At 72.1% G+C, this 20386-nt stretch carries 16 protein-coding genes and 1 pseudogene; 8 read left to right on the forward strand and 9 right to left on the reverse strand.

The window, feature by feature from the left end; translation table 11 throughout:
* Positions 1 to 208: 208 nt before the first annotated feature.
* From FHX52_RS24745 to FHX52_RS07370, 6 genes and pseudogenes are all read right to left on the reverse strand, one after another.
* Positions 209 to 304 (reverse strand): annotated as a pseudogene (locus FHX52_RS24745) (DUF2510 domain-containing protein); the annotation flags it as partial.
* Between the two features lie 152 nt (positions 305 to 456).
* Positions 457 to 3375, reverse strand: a complete 2919-nt coding sequence (locus tag FHX52_RS07350; protein WP_141821237.1) for a vitamin B12-dependent ribonucleotide reductase — start codon at positions 3373 to 3375, stop codon at positions 457 to 459.
* Between the two features lie 170 nt (positions 3376 to 3545).
* Entirely contained in the window at positions 3546 to 4043 is a 498-nt protein-coding gene (nrdR, locus tag FHX52_RS07355) for a transcriptional regulator NrdR (RefSeq protein ID WP_141821239.1), read from the reverse strand.
* Between the two features lie 399 nt (positions 4044 to 4442).
* Complete coding sequence (locus tag FHX52_RS07360) at positions 4443 to 6194, reverse strand: alpha/beta hydrolase (RefSeq protein WP_141821241.1); 1752 nt, start codon at positions 6192 to 6194, stop codon at positions 4443 to 4445.
* On the reverse strand, positions 6191 to 6517 hold the full coding sequence (locus FHX52_RS07365; protein WP_141821243.1) for a hypothetical protein: 327 nt from the start codon (positions 6515 to 6517) through the stop codon (positions 6191 to 6193). Before FHX52_RS07365 ends, FHX52_RS07360 begins: the two co-directional genes overlap by 4 nt.
* A gap of 273 nt (positions 6518 to 6790) precedes the next feature.
* Positions 6791 to 7216: a LysM peptidoglycan-binding domain-containing protein gene (locus FHX52_RS07370; protein WP_141821245.1), complete on the reverse strand. Its 426-nt coding sequence runs from the start codon at positions 7214 to 7216 to the stop codon at positions 6791 to 6793.
* 258 nt (positions 7217 to 7474) lie between these two features.
* Here FHX52_RS07370 and lexA point away from each other — a divergent pair, with 258 nt between their 5' ends.
* Both lexA and FHX52_RS07380 read left to right on the forward strand, forming a co-directional pair.
* Positions 7475 to 8212, forward strand: coding sequence for a transcriptional repressor LexA (gene lexA / locus FHX52_RS07375; protein ID WP_141821247.1), 738 nt, complete (start codon positions 7475 to 7477; stop codon positions 8210 to 8212).
* Between the two features lie 18 nt (positions 8213 to 8230).
* Positions 8231 to 9133 (forward strand): hypothetical protein, encoded by a 903-nt coding sequence (locus tag FHX52_RS07380; RefSeq protein ID WP_141821248.1) that lies wholly within the window; start codon positions 8231 to 8233, stop codon positions 9131 to 9133.
* Positions 9134 to 9139: 6 nt separating this feature from the next.
* On the opposite strand, the gene FHX52_RS07385 is transcribed toward FHX52_RS07380, so the two are convergent.
* Positions 9140 to 10099 (reverse strand): Sir2 family NAD-dependent protein deacetylase, encoded by a 960-nt coding sequence (locus FHX52_RS07385; protein ID WP_141821250.1) that lies wholly within the window; start codon positions 10097 to 10099, stop codon positions 9140 to 9142.
* Positions 10100 to 10183: 84 nt separating this feature from the next.
* On the opposite strand from FHX52_RS07385, the gene FHX52_RS07390 reads away from it, so the two are divergent.
* The 6 genes from FHX52_RS07390 to FHX52_RS07415 all read left to right on the forward strand — a co-directional run bounded on the left by FHX52_RS07390 (position 10184) and on the right by FHX52_RS07415 (position 16784).
* Complete coding sequence (locus FHX52_RS07390; protein ID WP_141821252.1) at positions 10184 to 11131, forward strand: LysR family transcriptional regulator; 948 nt, start codon at positions 10184 to 10186, stop codon at positions 11129 to 11131.
* Positions 11132 to 11211: 80 nt separating this feature from the next.
* Positions 11212 to 11787 (forward strand): peroxidase-related enzyme, encoded by a 576-nt coding sequence (locus FHX52_RS07395; RefSeq protein WP_141821254.1) that lies wholly within the window; start codon positions 11212 to 11214, stop codon positions 11785 to 11787.
* A 46-nt stretch (positions 11788 to 11833) separates the two neighbouring features.
* On the forward strand, positions 11834 to 13357 hold the full coding sequence (locus FHX52_RS07400; protein ID WP_141821256.1) for a gamma-glutamyltransferase: 1524 nt from the start codon (positions 11834 to 11836) through the stop codon (positions 13355 to 13357).
* A gap of 114 nt (positions 13358 to 13471) precedes the next feature.
* The gene (locus tag FHX52_RS07405) at positions 13472 to 14836 is read left to right on the forward strand and encodes an SAM-dependent methyltransferase (RefSeq protein WP_141821258.1); all 1365 of its coding nucleotides are present in this window, start codon (positions 13472 to 13474) and stop codon (positions 14834 to 14836) included.
* A gap of 39 nt (positions 14837 to 14875) precedes the next feature.
* Entirely contained in the window at positions 14876 to 15298 is a 423-nt protein-coding gene (locus FHX52_RS07410; protein WP_141821260.1) for a cupin domain-containing protein, read from the forward strand.
* Entirely contained in the window at positions 15291 to 16784 is a 1494-nt protein-coding gene (locus FHX52_RS07415) for an aminotransferase class I/II-fold pyridoxal phosphate-dependent enzyme (protein ID WP_141821262.1), read from the forward strand. The genes FHX52_RS07410 and FHX52_RS07415 overlap by 8 nt, the downstream gene beginning before the upstream one ends.
* Here the strand turns inward: FHX52_RS07415 and FHX52_RS07420 are convergent.
* The gene (locus tag FHX52_RS07420) at positions 16776 to 19235 is read right to left on the reverse strand and encodes a ComEC/Rec2 family competence protein (protein WP_246069658.1); all 2460 of its coding nucleotides are present in this window, start codon (positions 19233 to 19235) and stop codon (positions 16776 to 16778) included. The two genes, FHX52_RS07415 and FHX52_RS07420, sit on opposite strands and share 9 nt — an antisense overlap.
* Positions 19232 to 20251 (reverse strand): ComEA family DNA-binding protein, encoded by a 1020-nt coding sequence (locus FHX52_RS07425; protein ID WP_246069659.1) that lies wholly within the window; start codon positions 20249 to 20251, stop codon positions 19232 to 19234. The genes FHX52_RS07420 and FHX52_RS07425 overlap by 4 nt, the downstream gene beginning before the upstream one ends.
* Positions 20252 to 20386 lie beyond the last annotated feature (135 nt).

Here is a 20386-nt window from a genome sequence, read left to right on the forward strand (position 1 = left end):
CGTCCGCCGTCACACCCGCGGCCTCGGCCCTCAGCTGGGTGACGAGCTCGGAAAGGACGATGTCCTGCCCTCCGGTCAGGCAGCCCCTCGCACGCGCCTCCTCGAGGAATACCCCTTCGACGAAGTCGAGATGCCCCATGTCCGTCAGGTCGACCCGCCTTCGTGGTCCCGGGCCCTCGTCGGTCATGGTGGTCCCGTCCGAGGTCCACCCAGACCAGTCCTGCCCGCTCCAGTACCGAAGCGACGCGCGCCCCTTCGGGTCGGGATACCAACCCGCAGCAGACGTCGGCTGGTTCGTGCTCATGCTGCGAGTCTCGTGACGGGCCAGGAGAGGCGACAAGAGTCGAAAGTCCGCCCCATCGCAGGCGCGTCGCACGTGAGGCCGCCCCGGAACCCCGGGAAAGCCGTGAGGGGGTGGCCCTAGTGGGCCACCCCCTCACGATCGATACAGCGTGGTCAGCTGCAGCCGCTGGTGCTTCCGCAGCCCTCGCAGACGTAGCAGGAGCCGGCGGGACGCATCTTCGTGCCGCAGGTCATGCAGATCGGGGCGTCCGCCGTGATGCCGCCGAACTTCTCGAGCAGCTCTGCCGAGCTGTGCACCTCGCTCGAGATCTCGCGGGCCGAGGCCGCGCCGGCTCCGGACTTCACCTCGGAGGCCTTGAGCTCGCCCTTGTCGTCGGGCTTCGCCTCGGGCGCCTTCCTCGCGACGGGAGCCGACTGCTGGAGGGTCTCCAGCTCGTCCTCGAGGTCCTCGTCGGAGTCGTCCGAGTCGGCCTCGTAGGAACCGGTCTCGACCTGGCGGGCCCGCTCGGCAGCCGTGTGGATGCCCATGAAGGAGCGGGTGTCGAAGTCGAGGTAGTCGAGGGCCAGACGACGGAAGACGTAGTCCATGATCGACTGCGCCATGCGCACGTCGGGGTCGTCGGTCAGGCCGGCGGGCTCGAAGCGCAGGTTGGTGAACTTCTCGACGAACGTCTCGAGCGGCACGCCGTACTGCAGGCCGATGGAGACGGCGATCGAGAAGGCGTCCATCACGCCGGCCAGGGTCGAGCCCTGCTTGCCGAACTTCAGGAAGATCTCGCCGAGCTGGGCGTCGTCGTAGGTGCCGGCCGTGAGGTAGCCCTCGGCGCCTCCGACCGCGAACGACGTCGTCTGCGACGTGCGGCGCTTGGGCAGACGGCGACGGACCGGGCGGTACTCGATGACCTTCTCGACCTTGACCTCGGCGGCCGCGGCGTCGGAGGCGTCCTTCTTGTCCTTGGCAGTCGAGCCGCCGTCAGACAGGGGCTGGCCCACCTTGCAGTTGTCGCGGTAGACGGCGAGCGCCTTGAGGCCGAGCTTCCAGCCCTGGAGGTAGACGTCCTCGATCTCCTCGACGGTTGCGTCCTCGGGCAGGTTGACCGTCTTGCTGATGGCGCCCGAGAGGAAGGGCTGCGTCGCGGCCATCATGCGCACGTGGCCCATGGCCGAGATCGAGCGCGCCCCCATGGCGGTGTCGAAGACCTCGTAGTGCTCGGGCTTGAGGCCGGGGGCGTCGATGACGTGGCCCTTGTCGGCGATGTACTCGACGATGGCCTCGATCGACTCCTGCTGGTAGCCGAGCTTCTTGAGGGCGCGCGGGATCGTCAGGTTGACGATCTGCATCGAGCCGCCGCCGACGAGCTTCTTGAACTTCACGAGCGAGAAGTCCGGCTCGATGCCGGTCGTGTCGCAGTCCATCATGAAGCCGATGGTGCCGGTCGGAGCGAGCACCGACGCCTGGGCGTTGCGGTAGCCGCTCTTCTCGCCGAGCTTGATGACGTCGTCCCACGCCTTCGTCGCGAGCTTGTGGATGTCGGAGTCCATCGCGTCGAGCGTCTTGATGTTGTCGTTGGCAGCCTGGTGCTTGCGCATAACGCGCTTGTGGGCGTCGGCGTTGCGGGCGTACCCGGCGTACGCCCCGACGACCGCGGCCATCTCGGCCGAGCGCTTGTACGCGGCACCGGTGAGCAGCGACGTGATCGAGGCAGCGAGCGAACGGCCACCCTCGGAGTCGTAGCCGTGACCGGTCGCCATGAGCAGCGCGCCGAGGTTGGCGTAGCCGATGCCGAGCTGGCGGTAGTTGCGCGTCGTCTCGCCGATCGGCTCGGTCGGGAAGTCGGCGAAGCAGATGGAGATGTCCATCGCCGTGATGACGAGCTCGACGACCTTCTGGAAGGTCACGGCGTCGAAGGTGTCGTCGTCGCGCAGGAACTTCAGCAGGTTGAGCGAGGCGAGGTTGCACGAGGAGTTGTCGAGCGACATGTACTCCGAGCACGGGTTGGAGGCCGTGATGCGGCCGGTCTCCGGGTTCGTGTGCCAGGCGTTGATCGTGTCGTCGTACTGGATGCCCGGGTCGGCGCACTCCCACGCCGCCTTGGCGATCTTGCCGAAGAGCTCACGGGCGTCGACGGTGTCGATGACCGAGCCGTCGAGGCGCGAGCGCAGACCGAACTCGGTGCCCTCCTCGACCGCCTTCATGAACTCGTCGTTGACGCGGACCGAGTTGTTGGCGTTCTGGTACTGGACGGAGACGATGTCCTTGCCGCCGAGGTCCATGTCGAACCCGGCGTCGCGCAGCGCACGGATCTTGTCCTCCTCGCGCGCCTTGGTCTCGACGAACTCCTCGATGTCGGGGTGGTCGACGTCGAGCACGACCATCTTGGCCGCGCGGCGCGTGGCGCCGCCGGACTTGATGGTGCCGGCGGAGGCGTCGGCGCCACGCATGAAGGAGACCGGGCCCGAGGCCGTGCCGCCGCTGCTCAGCAGCTCCTTGGAGGAGCGGATGCGCGAGAGGTTGAGGCCGGCGCCGGAGCCGCCCTGGAAGATCTTCCCCTCTTCCTTGTACCAGTTGAGGATCGAGTCCATCGAGTCGTCGACCGAGAGGATGAAGCAGGCCGAGACCTGCTGCGGGCTCTTCGTGCCGACGTTGAACCACACCGGCGAGTTGAACGAGAAGACCTGGTGCAGCAGCGCCCACGTCAGCTCGTGCTCGAAGATCTCAGCGTCCTCCGCAGAGGCGAAGTAGCCGTTGCTCTTGCCGGCGGCGACGTAGGTCAGCACGACCCGGTCGATGAGCTGCTTGAGCGAGCTCTCACGGGCCGCGGTGCCCACCGCGCCGCGGAAGTACTTGGTCGTGACGATGGTGCTCGCGTTCACCGACCAGAAGTCCGGGAACTCGACGCCGCGCTGCTCGAAGATCGTGACACCGGTCTTCCAGTTCTGCTGGACGACGTCGCGCTTCTCCCACGTCACCTCGTCGTACGGGTGAACTCCTGGGGTGGTGTAGATGCGCTCGACCTTGACGCCCTTGGCGCCTGCCTTCGAGCGTGAGCTCCGGTTACCGATCTCCGTCATGTCCTGCGGCCTCCCTGACCGTGGTGGGCCCCCCGCCGGGGCCCGATGGGCTTCGTGCTCGTCTCGTCCGTGCCAGTGTCTCGCCGGGGTCTGACAGTCCCCTTGGCTCTTCGACGATGTGTTCGTGGAGGGTGGTGGTGCGTGCTCCGCGATGTCCGCGATGTGTGCGGCTACCGCGGCGCGCCGAGTGGGGTGGAGCCCGCGGGCTCCTCCCCGACCGCGTCGCGCTCGGCCCGAAGGAGGGCGATCGCTCCTTCGAAGTCCTCGAGGCTCTCCCAGCCCTGGTACACGCTGGCGAACCTGAGGTAGGCGACCTCGTCGAGCTCGCGGAGCGGCTCGAGGACGGCCATGCCGACCTCGTGCGCCTCGATCTCGGCGTTGCCCTGCGCCCTGATGGTCTCCTCGACCTTCTGGGCGAGCAGCGCGAGGTCGTCCTCCGTGACCGGTCGGCCCTGGCAGGCCTTGCGGACCCCGGAGAGCACCTTGGCGCGGCTGAACGGCTCGGACGCCCCGGACCGCTTCATGACGCTGAGGCTCGAGGTCTCGAGCGTCGTGAAGCGGCGGTTGCACTCCGGGCACTGGCGCCGGCGACGGATCGCCGCGCCGTCGTCCGTGGTGCGCGAGTCGATGACTCGCGAGTCGGTGTGGCGACAGAACGGGCAGTACACGTCGGCCACCTTCCCTTCCCCTGAGCGCTCTCGTGAAACGTCCTCACGCCATCCGGTATGCCGCCCGCCCGGCTCCTGATCGGGCCCACAGACCCGCGCCGGTGTTCGTGGGCCCGGCGCGGGCCTGTGGACAGATCAGGGGTCGTGCTGGGGATGACCTGGGGACGACGTGTGGGTAACCCCCTCACACTTGGGGACTACATGTGGACGTCTTACATCCGTGTAACTACTAGATGTAGGGGTAACTGTAAGCGCGGTGTGACCGAGACCGCAAGCACACCGGAGCGATTCGGCGCGTCGGGTCGCTGACCTGCACAAACGCACCAGCTGTCACAGCAGTCACGGCGTGTCGCCACTACATCTAGGGGTCGAGCCGTCGCCTCCACCCCCCATCTGGCGTCAGGATCGGCCCTTTCGGGCCTTCTCCGCCGCCGACTCGGCGACGGTCGCATCACCGCGCCCGGCGACGACGGCCGCGAGGTTGAACGCGCTGTCGCTGCCGGCCTTGAGATAGTCGGAGTGGCCGCGCGACGTGCGGCGGGCTCCCTCCGTGCCCGCGGCCCCCGGCGCGTAGGTCGACAGCGTCCGCGCGCCCGCGACCGACGCAGCAGAGGGCCCGAGAACGAGGCGCCCGCTCGCCACGACGGGGTCATCGATGGAGCCGAGCACGCTGAACCCGCCCGGCTTGAGCCCGGTGTCGACGATGGAGCGAACGGCGCCGCCGGTTCCGGGAGACCCGAACAGGGCCGCCCGGTCGATGCCGGTCGGGCGTCGCAGGGCGAACGAGAGCACGACCGAGCCGTACGAGTGCGCGAGGACGCTCTGGTCGGCGGGCACCGCCCGAGAGGCGTCGAGCCCGGTCACGAAGGCCACCAGCTCCTCGCCCCCACGGGCGGCCACCCGCGAGGAGAGAACCGTGCGTGATGGAGTGAGCACCTCGTCGGTCTGCGGCGCCGCGTAGCCGAGCCAGGTCACCACCGCCACGTCTCCGTGAGCCATCCCCGACGAGGTCGACCGCAGCCGCGCGAGGTCGCGGTCGTAGCGGTCGAGGTCGCCGCCCACAGTCGTCGTGAAGCCCCCCACGAAGGTGGCGACGTGCGGTGCGGTGTCGACCTCGCCGATGGCGACAGCCGCCTTGGGGTGTCGCCCCGTCACGTCGAGCAGCAGCAGTCGGCGGCGCGCGCCGTCCTGACGGGCCAGCACGCCCCGGACGGCCCGCAGCGCGCTGAGCCGCCTTCTGACGAGCTCGATCGCCCCGGCCCGTTCGGACAGCCCCAGAGCGAGTACGGCCGTCCCCGCGGCCCCGACCTCCTCGGGCAGCGGCTCCCCACCCGCCTCCAGGGCGGCGAGGCGGGCGAGTGCCACTCGCTCTGCCCGGTCGAGGAGGATGCGGTTGGCCTGGTCACGGTCTGCCGCGGACACCCCGTCTCGGGGCCCGACCCACTCGGGGTGCTCGCGCACGAGCACCCCGCGCTCCTCACTCGTCAGGCTGCGCCACCACGCCGCGTTGGCGAACACGTCACCAGGCGGCAGCGCTGCCGAACCCGACACGGCCGGCGGCGCAAGCGTCGCGAGCACGCCCCGCTCCCCCGGCGCGGAGCAGCCGGCCGCCGACTCGAGGAGGTGTCGCGCGAGCTCGACGTCGGTCTCCGTCGCCACGCGCTCGGCCTGGCGGAGGTATGCCGTCACCTCCTCACGCATCAACGCGTCCTCGCGCGCCTCGTGCGCATCGAGAACCGGGTCACCCCTCGGCGGTCGCGCTGGCACGACGAGTGCCCCAACCTCCGTCACCTGAGCACCGCGCTCCCCCGCCCGGGCCTCAGCCCGGGCGAGCAGGCCCAGGGCGGCCCGCAGGCGCAGGCCGGCGTGGCTCAGTGCCTGCGAGCAGACGGCGAGATCGCGGCCGAGACGGGTCAGCTCATCGGCGAGGGCGCTGAACCGGCCCGCGGCTGCGGTGGAGGCCGGCCCCGACCACCGGGAGAGCGACCCGATCCCGCCGGCGCCAGGGCCGGACATGGCCGTCGACCGCCCCCGCAGCATCGTCTCGATGCCGCTCGTCACCGTCCGCCGGTGCGCTTCGATGCCGCTGGCCACCGCCGAGGGCACCTCCGGGCGGGCAGCGCGCAGGGCCGCGACACTGATCCCCGTCACGTCGCCGCGGACCCGGGCGCGGTCGGTGCCTGCGGGCCCGGAACGGTCAACGCTCGCCTCGCGACCTGTTCCACGGCGTCATAGCCGGCCGCCGCCACGTCGAGTGCCGCGCCCGTGGCGCGCACCCTCGAGCGCAGCCCCGACAGGCGCGCGTTCCACGCCGCACAGGCCCGCCCCGACGCGGTCGCGCTCTCGCCGCCTCGAAAGGCCGACCCCACGGGCGCGAGCTCGTCTGCGACCCTCACGCGTTCGAGTCGGGCCAGCACCTCCTCGATGGCGGCCGCGCTCTCACGCAGGCCGTCCGTCTCCACCCTGAACTGCATCTCCTGCTCCTTCCTCTTGCGAGCACGCTAGGGAGGCAAGGGAATCGGTGCTCAGCGGCGTCCACAGCACGACAGCCGACGGCAGACGCCGTCCACAGGGCGCCGCCCTCTCGTCGAGCTCGACGTCCGGACAGCAGCGGGAGCCGCGGACAGCAGAACGCCGCACCCTCCGGAGAGGGTGCGGCGTCCCGGGCGCGCTGAGGCGGGGTCGAATCGCCGTCGCACACCAGCCGCTGATGGTGGAGCCAACGCGGCCGTCGGGGGGTCAGCCGGTCACGGCGTCGGGACGAGCAGAGTCTGACCGGCGTGGATCTGGCTGGTGGAGAGCCCGTTGGCGAGCTGGATCTCGATGACCGCGTCGGAGATCGGGAGACCCGGCAGCTCGCGAGCGGCGATCTGAGAGAGAGTGTCACCCGACACGACGGTCACGGGCCGGGGCGCAGAGCTGGCCGTGGCGAGCTGGCCCGCCAGACCGACGCCCAACAGCGCGACAGCGGTTGCGACGATCAGCGTCACGACGAGCCGGCCGAGGCGGGTGAGCCGCAGCGGCGGGTTCGTCAGGCCGGCTGCTCGGGCCGTGCGCCCCGATCGAGCCGCACGCGCAGCCTGCACGGCATCGCGACCGGTCGGCAGCAGCACGAGGTGCGCACGGCGCTCGCCCCGCTCGATGGTCGGTGCGTGGTGTGCGATGGCGCTCATGGTGACCTCCCGGTGGTGTGACCTGTGCGGTGGAGCGGTGCGGCGGTAGGACGTGGGGGAACGGGTGTTCGATCGAACGTCTGTACGATTTGTAGCACGCCTGTTCGATGAAGTCGAGACACGCCTCGAACAGATGTTTGGCAACTCTGTTCGAATCTCATAGTCTTTCCTCACACCACACACCTCACCAGCCACCACTGACACTGGCCTCACATCGCCGGTTCCAGACCTGGCGGCACACACCACAAGGGGATGTTCATGGGCGTGACCGAGTTTCCCGACCGCGACAAGGGCGACGGCCTGACCGTGCGCCAGCGGCGTGTGCTGGAGGTCATCCGCAACTCGGTCGACCGTCGGGGCTACCCGCCGAGCATGCGCGAGATCGGTGACGCCGTCGGTCTGGCCAGTCCCTCGAGCGTCTCCCACCAGCTCAACGCCCTCGTCTCCAAGGGCTACCTGCGTCGCGACCCCAACCGGCCCCGCGCTCTCGAGATCGTCTCGCCCGACACCACCCCGGCGGAGCTGCGCCACCGCGGTGGCGACGTCATCGACATCGCCTCCCCGAGCGTCCAGCAGGCGAGCCGTCACGACCTCGAGACCGACTCCGGCGACGCCCGCCCGCAGGCGGCCTACGTGCCCGTGCTCGGCCGCATCGCCGCCGGTGTGCCGATCACGGCCGAGGAGGTCGTCGACGACGTCTTCCCCCTGCCCAAGCAGCTCGTCGGCGAGGGCGAGCTCTTCCTCCTCAAGGTCGTCGGCGACTCGATGGTCGAGGCCGCGATCTGCGACGGCGACTGGGTCGTCGTCTCGCGATCGCAGACGGCCGAGAACGGCGAGATCGTCGCGGCCCTGCTCGACAACGAGGCCACCGTCAAGACGTTCAAGCGCAAGGACGGTCACGTGTGGCTCCTGCCGCACAACCCGGCGTTCGACCCGATCGACGGCGACCACGCCACGATCCTCGGCAAGGTCACCGCCGTCCTGCGCCGTCTCTGACTCCGGGTGCGCACCTCCGTGACGCACTCGCGCGACGTGGTGCAGACCTACCGCTACCTGCGCGGCGCAATGGTGAGTCTGCTCCTCGCCCTGCTGGTCTCCGTCGTCCTCCAGTGGTGGCTCGGCACCGGTGCATCCTGCTGGCTCGGCTCGATCAGCGCCTACTACTTCACGCCCGCCCGCACGGCGTTCGTCGGCACTCTCTGCGCCCTGGGGATCGCCCTGCTGGCCTACGAGGGACACTCGGCCGAGGAGAACGTCCTGCTCGACTTCTCCGGCTTCATGGCGCTGCTCGTCGCCGCCGTGCCGACCGTCCCGGACGGCCGGTGCGGACCCAGCGCCTTCGACCAGTCCACCGACGAGATCGCGGCCGGCGTCGGCATCAGCGTGCCGACGCTCGTCGTCGTGGCCACCATTGCCCTCGCCGTGATCGCTACGATCCGGGTGCGCTCCGTGCGCCGCGGACAGGAGGCGCCGCCGTCTGGTCGCGTCGTGGCGCTCTCGCTGGTCTGCGTCGGCATCGTCGTCGTCGAGCTCGTCCTCGTGGCCTTGCTGCGCGGGCCGCTCATCGCGGTCGCCCACGGCGTCGCCGCCTCGACCATGGTGGCGGGGGCGATCGCGGTCATGGTGTGCAGCGCCGTGCGCGTCGACCAGAGGCACGGCCAGAGCGCCTCCGAGCGGGCCAAGGCGGCGGCCTACCGACGCACCTACCTCACGCTCGCGATCATCCTCGGCGCACTGTTGGCGCTCACGGTGGTGCTGCACCTCGCGGTGGCGGGCTTCGGCCTCACCGTGCTCGTGGCCGAGGTCGTCATCCTCGTGCTCTTCGGCGCCTACTGGGTCGTGCAGACCGTCGAGCTGTGGAATCTCGGCGACGAGGAGCACCCCGAGGCGCGCGAGGTCACGGGCGTCAGGCAGTAGCCCGGGTCAGTGACCGAGGGCGCCGCGCAGCTCCGTCAGCGTGGAGCCGAGGGGCACGTGCAGCCGCACGGTGGCCTCGGCGTCGCCACGGGTCGCCGATCGCGTGACGATGGCGACGGGCACCCCGCGCTGGTGGGCGCGACGCACGAAGCGGTAGCCGCTCATCACGGCGAGCGACGACCCGAGCACGAGCACGGCACCAGCCGCCTCCACGAGCGAGAAGCACTGCTCGACAACGGTCTTCGGCACCGACTCGCCGAAGAAGACGACGTCGGGCTTGACGGTGTCGTTGCCGCAGACGAGGCAGCGAGGGGTGTGGAAGGACTCGACGAGGGAGTCCTCGAGCACGATGTCGCCGTCCGGACGCACCTGCTCGCCCCACTGGGACCCCACGGCCGCGGCCGCCTCGGCGAAGCGCTCCATGAAGCCGGGGTTGGCCTCGCTCATCCGCTCGTGCAGCCCGAGCCGCGAGGTCACCTCACCACAGGTCAGGCAGACGGCTCGGTCGAGCGAGCCGTGCAGCTCGACGACGTCGCGCGCTCCGGCCGCCTGGTGCAGCCCGTCGACGTTCTGCGTGATGACCGAGTCGACGTAGCCGCTGCGCTGCAACTCGCTGACGACACGGTGGCCCTCGTTGGGCTCGGCGGCGTTGAAGCGCTGCCAGCCGATGTAGCTACGGGCCCAGTAGCGCCGCCGGGCCTCGCTCGACCCGGCGAACTCGCCATAGGTCATCGGCTCGACCCGGCGCGTGCCGTCGGGCCCGCGATAGTCGGGGATGCCGGACTCCGTCGACAGTCCGGCGCCGCTCAGCACGACGACCCCTCCCCCGCTGACGAGGTCGACGAGGTCGTCGAACGTGCCGAGGTCGTGCGTCTCGAGCGGCAGGGTGCGCGAGGTCGCCAGACGGCTCGCCGCGGGGCGGCCCGCCGCAGACGTCAGGGGCGGTATGCCGGCCGGTTGCGTCACCGACTCAGCCTACGTCGCGCAGGGCACCCATGACTGCGACGCTCGGTCTGCCGGTAATGCATAAGTGTCAGTTATGATGAGCCCATGATCGATGCCGCTGGACTCCGGGTCATGAAGGCGATCGCCGACGAGGGGAGCTTCACGAGCGCCGCCAACGCGCTCGGCTTCACCCAGCCGGCCATCTCGCAGATGGTGCGCCGCCTCGAGCAGCGCACCGGCACCGTGCTCGTCGAGCGCTACGGCCGCCAGGTCCGCCTGACCGAGGCCGGCCAGGTCCTCGCCCGCCACGCCGTCGGCGTCCTCGCCGCCCTCGACGCGGCCGAGGAGGAGATCACCGCCATCGCGGGCCTGCGCGCAGGTCGCGTGCGCCTCCAGGCCTTCCCGAGCTCGTCGGCCACGCTTGTGCCCAAGGCCCTCGCCATCCTGCGCTCGCGCCACCCCGACATCACGATGACCTTCACCGAGGCCGAGCCGCCGCAGTCGCTCGCGGCGCTCCGAGCCGGGGACTGCGACGTCGCGGTCATCTTCGCCAACAAGGACGTCGACGCCGGAGAGCTCGAGGAGGACCTCTCGCTCCTCGTCACCCGTCACCTGCTCGACGACGAGCTGCGCCTCGCCACGCAGAAGAACCACCCCCTCGCCCAGACTGGGACCGCCACCCTGTCCGACTTCGCGTCCGAGGACTGGATCGCCGGCTGTCCGCGCTGCCGCGCCCACCTCGTCGGCCTCGCCGAGAAGGCCGGCTTCCGGCCGACCGTCTCCTTCGAGATCGAGGACTACGTCGCTCAGCTCGGCCTTGTCACCGCGGGACTCGGGGTCGCGCTCGTGCCCGACATCATCCTCAACGCGGCCAAGCACGACGACGTCGCGACCCTCTCGCTCTCGCCCGTCTCGCAGCGCCAGATCCTCGCGGTGACGACGCCCGATCTGCTGCGGGTGCCCGCGGTGGCGGCGGCCATGGATGCCCTCTGCGCGGCCGCCGGCGCCGACCCGGCAGCCTCACCCGCCGAGCTCGCCGCAGCGCCCGCGTGACTCCCGCCTGACGCTCGCCTGAGGCTCGCGTGAGGCCCGCCTGACGCGCTGGAGCCGGCCACCCGGCATACGGTGGCGTCATGGGTGACCCGACGCGCATCTCCTACCTGCCCCTGCCCGACCGCGACGAGGTGCCCGACGGTGTGGCGCGGCTCTGGGACAAGTCGCAGGAGGCCTTCGGCTTCGTGCCCAACGTCTTCCGTGCGCAGGCCGTCAACGGCGAGCAGTTCCTCGCGTGGTGGGGCTACTTCAACCTCCTCGTCAACAAGGAGGGACACCTGACCAACGCCGACCGAGAGCTGCTCGCCGTCGTCGTCAGCAGCGTCAACCGCTGCACCTACTGCGAGATCAGCCACGGCGCGGCCCTGCGCACCTTCACCGAGGACGCCGTCCGCGCCGACCTCGTCGCCTCCAACTGGCGCCAGGCCGGCCTGCCGGAGCGGGAGGCCGCGATGTGCGCCTACGCCGAGAAGCTGACCCTTCACCCCGCCGAGGTCACCGAGTCCGACCTCGAGCCGCTGCGGGCCGTCGGGCTCGACGACCACCAGATTGTCGAGCTCGTGCAGGTGGTCGGGATGTTCAACCTCACCAACCGCGTCTCGACCGCGCTCGGCTTCGTGCCCAACGCCGAGTACCACGAGGTGGGGCGCCCGTGAGGCGAGACGGTATGCCGCCGCGCCGCCCGGACGACACAATGCCGTCATGACGCGTGTCGCCCTCGCCGCCACCGGACCCGCCGCGCTCGAAGCCGGCCTCGAGTGCGCGGCCGAGGGCGGTGGCGCGGTCGACGTCGCCATTGCAGCCGCCCTCGCGGCCATGTGCACCGAGCCGGGCGTCGTCAGCCTCATGGGCGGCGCCTTCGTCAACGTGTGGCCGGTGGGCGAGCACCCGGTCGTCATCGACGGCAACGTCGAGATGCCCGGCCGCGGGCTGCCCGAGTCGGCCTTCGGCCACGGCGTGCGCGAGGTGCGCGCCGACTACGGCGGCGGCGTCACGATGGGCGCGGGTCACGGCTCCGTCGCCAACTCCGGTGCGGTGCAAGCACTCTCGCTCACCCGTGACCGCTACGGCCGGCTGCCCTGGCGGCACCTCGTCGAGCCCACGGCCCGCATCTGCCGCGAGGGCTACCCCATCGGTGCATCGGCGGCTCTCTATCTCGGGATCGTCCGGGACACGCTGTTCGGCACGGACGCCGAGGCCCACGCCCTCGTGACCGGCGCCGACGGCGGGGCGATCCAGCCCGGTGAGACCTCGACCAACCCCGACCTCGCCGACATCCTCGAGCTGCTTGCCGTGCAGGGCCCCTCGCTCCTCACCACGGGTGCGGTCGGCCGGGTGCTCGTCGAGGACATGGCCGCCAACGGCGGACTCATCACCCGCGCCGACCTCGAGGCCTACGAGCCCGCACTGCGCACCCCGACGATGCGGGCCGTGGGTGGCTGGACCGTGGCCCTCAACCCGCCGCCGTCCGTCGGGGGCCCGATGCTCGCGGTCATGCTCGGCGAGCTGGCCCACCGCGACCACCGGTCCTGGGCCGACGTCCTCGACATCCAGAGACGGGTCCTGTCCTACCGCCTCTCGGTGCACGACCAGTCGCACGACCTCGACCGCGACGGGCACGCCCTGCTCGCCGCGGTCGAGCGGCACGGGCTCGTCGGCCTGCCGACGTCGGCCTCGACCGCCCACATCTCCGCGGTCGACGAGCAGGGCAACGCGTGCGCCATCACGATGTCGTCGGGCTACGGCGCCGGAATGGTGATCCCCGGCACCGGCATCCTGCTCAACAACGCCCTCGGCGAGCCCGAGCTCAACCGGCTCGGCCTGCACGCCGTCGCCTCGGGCACCCGGCTCGCCTCCAACATGGCGCCGACGACGGCCCGGGGAGCCGCCGGGTCCGCGCTCGCCATCGGGTCGCCCGGCGCCGACCGCATCACGACGGCGCTGCTCCAGGTGCTCGGGCACACGATGCTGGGGGGCGACACCCTCCAGGAGGCCATCGACGAGCCACGGGCGCACGTGCGCTTCATGCCCGACGGGAAGGTCCGTGTCGACCACGAGCCGTCCGCCACGATCTCCGAAGGGATCGCTCAGCTGGGCCTCGACTCCCACGCCTACCCCGGCCCGCACATGTACTTCGGCGGCGTCGGTGCCGCCGAGCTCGGACCCCAGGGCCTCATCGCCGCCGGCGACGCGCGGCGGGAGGCCGCCGTCGGCGTGTCTCCCTAGCCCGCCCACCTGCTCGGGGTCGCGCAACCGTCCGCGACCCATCCGGCGCGCGACCGGCACCGAACCTCCACGGAGAACGACCCACCCGAGTCGACCCGCTGAGAGGCCATCCCGATGACCATGACCGACGACCGCCCCGACGCCACCCTCGCGGCCGGCCCCGCCGGACCGGCGCAGCGCCCCGGAGCCGTCGCGCCACGGCTCGCCGACCTCGTGACGCCCTTGTTCGGTGGTCGCCTGCCGATCCGCATCCGGGCGTGGGACGGCACGACCGCAGGCCCGACGGACGGCACGGTTGAGGCCCCGACCATCGTCGTGCGCGACCGCGACGCCCTGCGCCGACTCGTGCGCCACCCGGGCGAGCTCGGCCTCGCGCAGGCCTACGTCACCGGCGAGATCGACGTCGAAGGCGACCTGCGGGGCGGCTTACGCCGCGTCTGGTCGAGCGCCCGCACCGCGGCTGCGAGCACAGCAGGCGACAGGGCGGTGAACCACGCACGGACGCGACTGCCCGTCATCGCCAGGGCGGTGCGCACGGCATACGGCCTCGGCGCGGTCGGGCTGCCGCCGGAGCCCCCGGTGTCGCAGGCTCGCCTGCGCGGACGGCTGCACACGAAGGTCCGCGACCGCAGCGCGATCGAGCACCACTACAACCTCTCCAACGACTTCTACGCCCTCATCCTCGACCCGCAGATGGCGTACTCGTGCGGGTACTGGACGAGTGACGAACCCGGCTACACCGTCGAGGACGCGCAGCGCGACAAGCTCGACCTCGTCTGCCGCAAGCTCGGCATCGAGCCGGGCGGGAGGCACCTCGACATCGGTTGTGGCTGGGGTTCGCTCTCGCTGCACGCGGCCGAGCACTACGGCGCGCACGTGGTCGGCGTGACGATCTCGAGTGAGCAGAAAGCCTTCATCGACAATCGGATTCGCGAGCGCGGGCTCGGCGACCAAGTCGAGATCAGGCTGCAGGACTACCGCGAGGTCCCCGACGGGCCGTTCGACACCATCTCCTCGATCGAGATGGGCGAGCACGTCGGCGCGTCGAACTACCCGGTCTTCACCGCCCAGATCCACGACCTCCTGCGGCCGGGTGGGCGGGCTCTCGTGCAGCAGATGTCGCGCACCTCGCGACCGGGTGGCGGCCCCTTCATCGAGGCCTTCATCGCGCCCGACATGCACATGCGCCCCGTCGGTGAGACGGTCGCCCTCATCGAGGCCGCCGGGCTCGAGGTGCGCGACGTCCACGCGCTGCGGGAGCACTACGTCCGGACCGTCGACGCGTGGTACGCGACGTTCGAGGCGAACTGGGATCGTGTCGTCGAGCTCGTCGGTGAGGAGGTCGCCCGGGTCTGGCGGCTCTACCTCGTGGGCGGAGCGCTCGCCTTCGAGGAGGGACGCATGGGGGTCGACCAGATCCTCGCCGTCAGACCCACGGCAGCAGGTCGCAGCGGTATGCCGCCCGTTCGGGCCTGGTGACCACGCTCGCCCCCGCTGGTGGTCGGCGATGATGGGCGCATGCGTCCTGCCCTTGCCGACACGCTCGACCTGCAGCCACACCCCGAGGGCGGCTGGTTCGCCCAGACGTGGGTCTCACCGGAGTCGGTGACGCTGCCCGACGGGCGGGTGCGGCCGACGGCCACCCTCATCCACTTCCTGCTCCCGGCGGGTGAGTGCTCGCGGTGGCACCGGGTCGCGTCCGACGAGATCTGGCTCGCCCACACGGGCACCGTCCTGCTGGAGCTCGGCGGGTCGGGCGAGCGGCCGGCCCCGAAGGCGCAGCTGACCGTCGGTGTCAGGGTTGGTGCGGGCGAGGTGGCGCAGGCTCGCGTGCCGGCCGGCGTGTGGCAGCGCACGGTGCCCTCGGACGCCGACGCCCTGGTCAGCTGCCTCGTCTCGCCCGGCTTCGACTTCGCCGACTTCGAGCTCGCCGATGGGTGAGGCGGGCGCGGCCCGCTCCGGCCCGAATGACCCTCGCGACCCACGCGGACTGCGCGCGCACGCGCCGCTCCTCGACGCGTGGCTGAGCCACGCGGAGCGCTCGCCGCACCCCTTCACGATCCCGGGGCACAAGCAGCGCACCGACCTCGTCGGTGCGATCGTGCGCGACGATGTGCCCCTCTACGGCGGCCTCGACGAGGTCAGGCTGAGCGGTGGGCTTCTCGAGCAGGCGCAGGCCCGAGCAGCAGGGCTCTGGGGCGCCGACGTCTGCCGCTTCTCCGTCGGTGGGTCGACGCACGGCAACCAGGCCCTCGCCCTCGCCGTGGGGCAGCCGGGTGACCGGGTCGTCGTCCAGCGCACCCTCCACCGCTCGATGCTGCTCGGGCTCGTGCTCGCCGGGCTCGAGCCCGTGTGGGTCGCCCCGGAGCTCGACGCCCGCTGGGGTATGCCGTGTGGCCTGGCCCCCGACGCCCTGGCCGCCGCGCTCGGCGATGCTCCCGACGCGAAGGCGGTGTTCGTCACCGACCCCTCCTACGTCGGGACGGTGGGACGCCTCGGCGAGCTGGCCGATGTCGCGCACGCTCGCGGCATACCGCTCGTCGTCGACGCGGCGTGGGCAGCCCACTTCGGATGGCACCCGGACCTGCCGCCCCACGCCCTGGCGCAGGGAGCCGATGCGCTCGTGACGAGCGCGCACAAGACCCTGCCGGCGTGGTCGCAGGCGGCGCTCGTGCTCGCACGGACCGAGCGGATCGACCCGGCCCGGCTCGATGCAGCGTTCGAGGCGACGCACACGACGAGTCCGGCTGGGGCGATCCTCGCGAGCACGGACGCAGCGGTGGCCCTGCTCGAGCGTGATGGCGTGACGCTGCTCGGCGGCCTCCTCGACCTCGTGGCGGAGGCCCGTCGCGCGCTGGCCGCGGTCGAGGGCGTCGTCGTGCTCGAGGGACCGCGCGTCGACCCGGCGAAGCTCGTCGTGCTGCTCGCCGGGACGGGCGCCGACGGGGTCCTCGTCGAGCGTGGACTCATCGCCGCGGGGCTGCCGGTCGAGATGGCTGACCGCGACACCGTCGTGGCCCTCGTGACCCTCGCGGACGACCGCACGAGCGTCGGCCGGCTTGTCGCGATGCTGACGGACCTCATCGAGCGCCACCGCGCCGAACCTCGATCGACGGTGCCGGCGGCCTCGTGGTCGGTCGTGCCGGTCCAGGGCTGCAGCCCCCGCGAGGCCTTCTTCGCCACCCGGGAGCGGGTGCCGCTGCGCGATGCGATCGGCCGCACCAGCACGGAGCTCGTCGCGCCCTACCCTCCCGGCGTGCCGGTGCTCGCTCCGGGCGAGGTGGTGACCGAGCAGGTGATCGCCGCCCTCGAGTCGGCCCGAGCCGCGGGAGTGCGCATCGCCTACGCCGCGGACCCGGATCTGATGACGCTCGACGTCGTGAACGGCCCTGCTGTTGCGGGTCCGGGCGACGCCGGGTCACGGTGACACCACGGCCAGCTGACCGTCGCGGCTCACCACGGCCAGGTCTCCCTCGAGGTCGGTGCGGTGCACCTCGAAACCGCGGGCATCGAGGGCGGCCAGGGTCGACGGCGTCGGGTGGCCGTAGTCGTTGTCCGCACCGACGCTGATGAGTGCGAGACGACCTGCGACGTGGTCGAGCAGGCGGTCGTCGCGGTTGCCCGAGCCGTGGTGGGCCACCTTGAGAACGTCGACCTGCCCCCACCGATGCGGGTCGGCCTGCACCTCGCGCAGCACGGCGGCGGCCGCCTCGCGCTCGATGTCTCCCGCGAGCAGGAACCCCACGCCACCGACGTGCAGGGTCAGCACGACCGAACCGTTGTTGGCGACGGAGCCGGCCTCGATCTGCCGGGCGGGCCACCACACGTCGGCCGCAACCGCACCGACCTCGAGGTGCTGACCGGCGCGCAGCTCGCCGACCCGGGCGTGGCGGGCGGAGGCGACCCGCGCCACCACCTCGGCCTCGCCGGGCGGGTCCCTCACGGGCGAGCTGCGGATCTCGGCGACCGGCCACTCGGCGAGGACACCTGCGAGCCCCTCGACGTGGTCGGCGTGGAAGTGCGTGAGGACGACGAGGTCGATGGCCTGGATGCGCAACCGCTGGAGGCACCGCGAGATGAGGGCGGGGTCGGGTCCGGCGTCGATGACGACGGCTCGCCCCGGGCCGCTGTTGACCACGAGGCCGTCGCCCTGCCCGACGTCGCAGGCGACGAGCAGCCAGCCGGGCGGCGGCCAGGCGACAGGCCGGGTCGGTGCTGACACGCCGAGCGTCACGAGCACCACGGCGGCAGCCACCGACGGGCGGGTGCGGCCCCGGTGCCATGTCCACGGGATCGTGACGATCGCAGCCACTGTCAGCACCGCGAGACCGACTGCGTGCCAAGCGGATTCACCCCACGGGATCGACACGACAGGGGCCTCGGCACACCGGCGGGCGACCCAGGCGATGGCCTGGGCAGGTGCTGCTGCGGCCCATGCCACCGTTGCCGCGGCCCACGGCCAGAGGAGGGCCAGCACGGCGACGACGACACCGGCGATCGTGGCCGGGGCGACGAAGGGCGCGGCGAGCAGGTTGGCGACGACAGCGATGACGGAGACCGACCCCTGGAGGGGGACCACGAGCGGCGCGCACACCGCCTGGGCCGCGAGGGGCACGGCGATCACCGGCCCGAGCCAGCCGAGGCGGCGGGGCAGGCCGGCCGCGATCGTGGCGCCCCACGGCCGCACGAGGACGAGCAGCCCCAGGGTCGCCGCCGCCGACAGGGCGAAGCCGTAGGACCTGGCGAGCCACGGGTCCCAGACGAGCAGCGTGACGACGGCGCCACCGAGCACGGGCACACCGGCCCTCCGCCGCGAGGTCGACAGGGCGAGCAGGCCGACCGCACCCATGACGGCGGCGCGGATGACGCTCGGCTCAGGGCGCGCCACCGTGACGAACGCCGCGAGCACGAGCACGGCGACGAGAGGTCGCCAGCGCCGCCTGATCCCGAGGAGGCCGCAGGCCCAGACAGCTGCCGCGACGACGAGGGTGACGTTGGTGCCCGACACGGCTGAGACATGGCTGAGGCCGGTGGCGAGCATCGCCTCGGTCAGGTCTTGCGGGGTCCGGCTCGTGTCACCGACCACGAGGGCCGGCACGAGGCCTCGGGCATCTGGCCAGACGTGGTCGGTCGCCGTGCGGAAGCGGCCCCGCACCCCCTCAGCCGCCTCGAGGACCGGGCCCGGGCCACCCAGAACTCGCGGGGCTCCGAGGGGCCGGCCGACGGCCACGACATCGTCACCCGGCTCCGCGGGCGCGAGCCGGGCCACGACCTCGACGGCGTCGTTCCATCGCAGCGCGCCCCACGCGGAGGCGGGCCCGACGACGAGGACCGGGCTCGACACCTGCGTGCGCACGCCCCGGCCGACCACGGTGTCGACCGCGATCCGCACGACGACGACCGGTCCACCGCGGTTGCTGCTCGCGGCGACCGGGCGAGGGTCGGCCGCGAGGCTACCGACCATCGTGACGACCGCGCCCGACCGCGCGAGGTCCTCGACCGGGCCGGCGGTGCGGATCGTGCGCTGCGCAGCCGCGGCGAGGAGCAGCAGGGCGGTGAGCGCGAGGGTCAGGGCGACGAGACGACGCGTCGCCCCGGGCGGGTGGACCCGCCGGCCGGGCGGGAAGGGTCGCCGGCGGCTTGGCGGGAATGGTCGCCGGCGGGGCGCGACGATCGCCCCGGCGAGAAGCAGTGCCAGCAGCAGTGCGAGCACGGACCCGACCCAGACGAGCCGGACGTCGACGAGCAGACCAACAAAGGCCGTCAGCAGCCAGGCGACGGCGACGGGTGCGAGCAGCCGCAGGTCGAGGCGTCGCTCCTGCATCGGCCTGCGGCGTGGGGCGAGACCACGCCACGTGCGCACCGTCGTGACGGTCACAGCATCACCTGCGGGCGCAGCCTGCCGAGGAGCTTGTCGCCGATGCCGCTGACCTCGCCGAGCTCGTCGACCGACGTGAAGCGCCCGTGCTCCGCTCGCCAGTCGAGGATCCGCTGGGCGAGAACGGGACCCACACCCGGCAGGCTGTCGAGCGCCGCGAGGTCGGCCGTGTTGAGGCTGACGGGACCGCCGCCACTGCCGCCTCCTCCACCACCCGCGCCTCCCCCACCGACCGTGCCGGACCCACCCGCCGAGCCACTGCGCGCCACTGGAGGTGCCACGACCTCCCCCGGCTTCGGCACGTGCAGCTGCTCTCCGTCGACGACGAGCCGTGCGAGGTTGAGCGCGGCGAGGTCGGCACCCGAGCGAGCCCCGCCGGCCGCGGCGACCGCATCGGCCACCCGGGCTCCCTGCCGCAGCCGCACGAGCCCCGGCCTCACCACCTGCCCGACGACGTGGACGACGATCTCCGCGCCCGACGGGCTGGGCCCCGCGGTCGACCGCCCGGCCGACCCCGCCCCCGACCCTTCAGCGGACCCCTCTGACGTCGCCCCCGCCGTCGCCGCCCCCGACGAAGTGGGACTCGTGACGATGACTCCCGTCGCGCGCCCCTCACCCGTCACGGGCACCGCGGCCCCGGCCGAGCGCTCGGCCCAGAGCACCCGCACCGCGAAGACGCAGGCGACCGCGACGACGAGGGCGATGAGGGCGACGACGGTGGCGTTCGACACCGACCACCGGCCGAGGCGCATCGGCTCGGGCGTCGTCACGACTCCCGGTCGTCGGGCCCGACGGAGGTCGGTGTCGAGCTGCTCGGCGGGAGTCGGCGGTCCGACCGCGCGTGACGGGAGCACCGGCACCCACCCCGGCCGCCGCCCCTCCCCGTCACCCTCATGCGCCCCTTTCTCCCCCTCCACCACGCCGGACCCACCGTGCTCCCCCGCGCCCGCGCCTCCCCCGAGGATGCGCGCCACCCGCTCGAGGTCAGGTGGTGGCTGGGCGCGGCGCAACGGCATACCCCGACGGTAGGAAGCGGCCGACCACCGGCGGTGACAGCGAGGAGCGGCTGGGGACAACGCCGCCCGTCGACAGGGAGGTGTGGACAGGCCGCCACGACCCGAGACGGTCGCGGACCCGATTCACGGCCGCAG

Origin of the sequence: Humibacillus xanthopallidus (assembly GCF_006717145.1) — a bacterium.
Taxonomy (GTDB): Bacteria; Actinomycetota; Actinomycetes; order Actinomycetales; family Dermatophilaceae; genus Humibacillus; species Humibacillus xanthopallidus.

What these genes read in the sequence shown, in the direction of transcription:
- FHX52_RS07395 (WP_141821254.1), top strand. Translation starts at nt 11,212, where the DNA reads ATGGGTGACCCGACGCGCATCTCCTACCTGCCCCTGCCCGACCGCGAC.
- FHX52_RS07370 (WP_141821245.1), bottom strand. Translation starts at nt 7,216, where the DNA reads ATGAGCGCCATCGCACACCACGCACCGACCATCGAGCGGGGCGAGCGC.
- FHX52_RS07390 (WP_141821252.1), top strand. Translation starts at nt 10,184, where the DNA reads ATGATCGATGCCGCTGGACTCCGGGTCATGAAGGCGATCGCCGACGAG.
- FHX52_RS07400 (WP_141821256.1), top strand. Translation starts at nt 11,834, where the DNA reads ATGACGCGTGTCGCCCTCGCCGCCACCGGACCCGCCGCGCTCGAAGCC.
- FHX52_RS07415 (WP_141821262.1), top strand. Translation starts at nt 15,291, where the DNA reads ATGGGTGAGGCGGGCGCGGCCCGCTCCGGCCCGAATGACCCTCGCGAC.
- FHX52_RS07350 (WP_141821237.1), bottom strand. Translation starts at nt 3,375, where the DNA reads ATGACGGAGATCGGTAACCGGAGCTCACGCTCGAAGGCAGGCGCCAAG.
- FHX52_RS07425 (WP_246069659.1), bottom strand. Translation starts at nt 20,251, where the DNA reads ATGCCGTTGCGCCGCGCCCAGCCACCACCTGACCTCGAGCGGGTGGCG.
- lexA (WP_141821247.1), top strand. Translation starts at nt 7,475, where the DNA reads ATGGGCGTGACCGAGTTTCCCGACCGCGACAAGGGCGACGGCCTGACC.
- FHX52_RS07405 (WP_141821258.1), top strand. Translation starts at nt 13,472, where the DNA reads ATGACCATGACCGACGACCGCCCCGACGCCACCCTCGCGGCCGGCCCC.
- FHX52_RS07410 (WP_141821260.1), top strand. Translation starts at nt 14,876, where the DNA reads ATGCGTCCTGCCCTTGCCGACACGCTCGACCTGCAGCCACACCCCGAG.
- FHX52_RS07365 (WP_141821243.1), bottom strand. Translation starts at nt 6,517, where the DNA reads ATGCAGTTCAGGGTGGAGACGGACGGCCTGCGTGAGAGCGCGGCCGCC.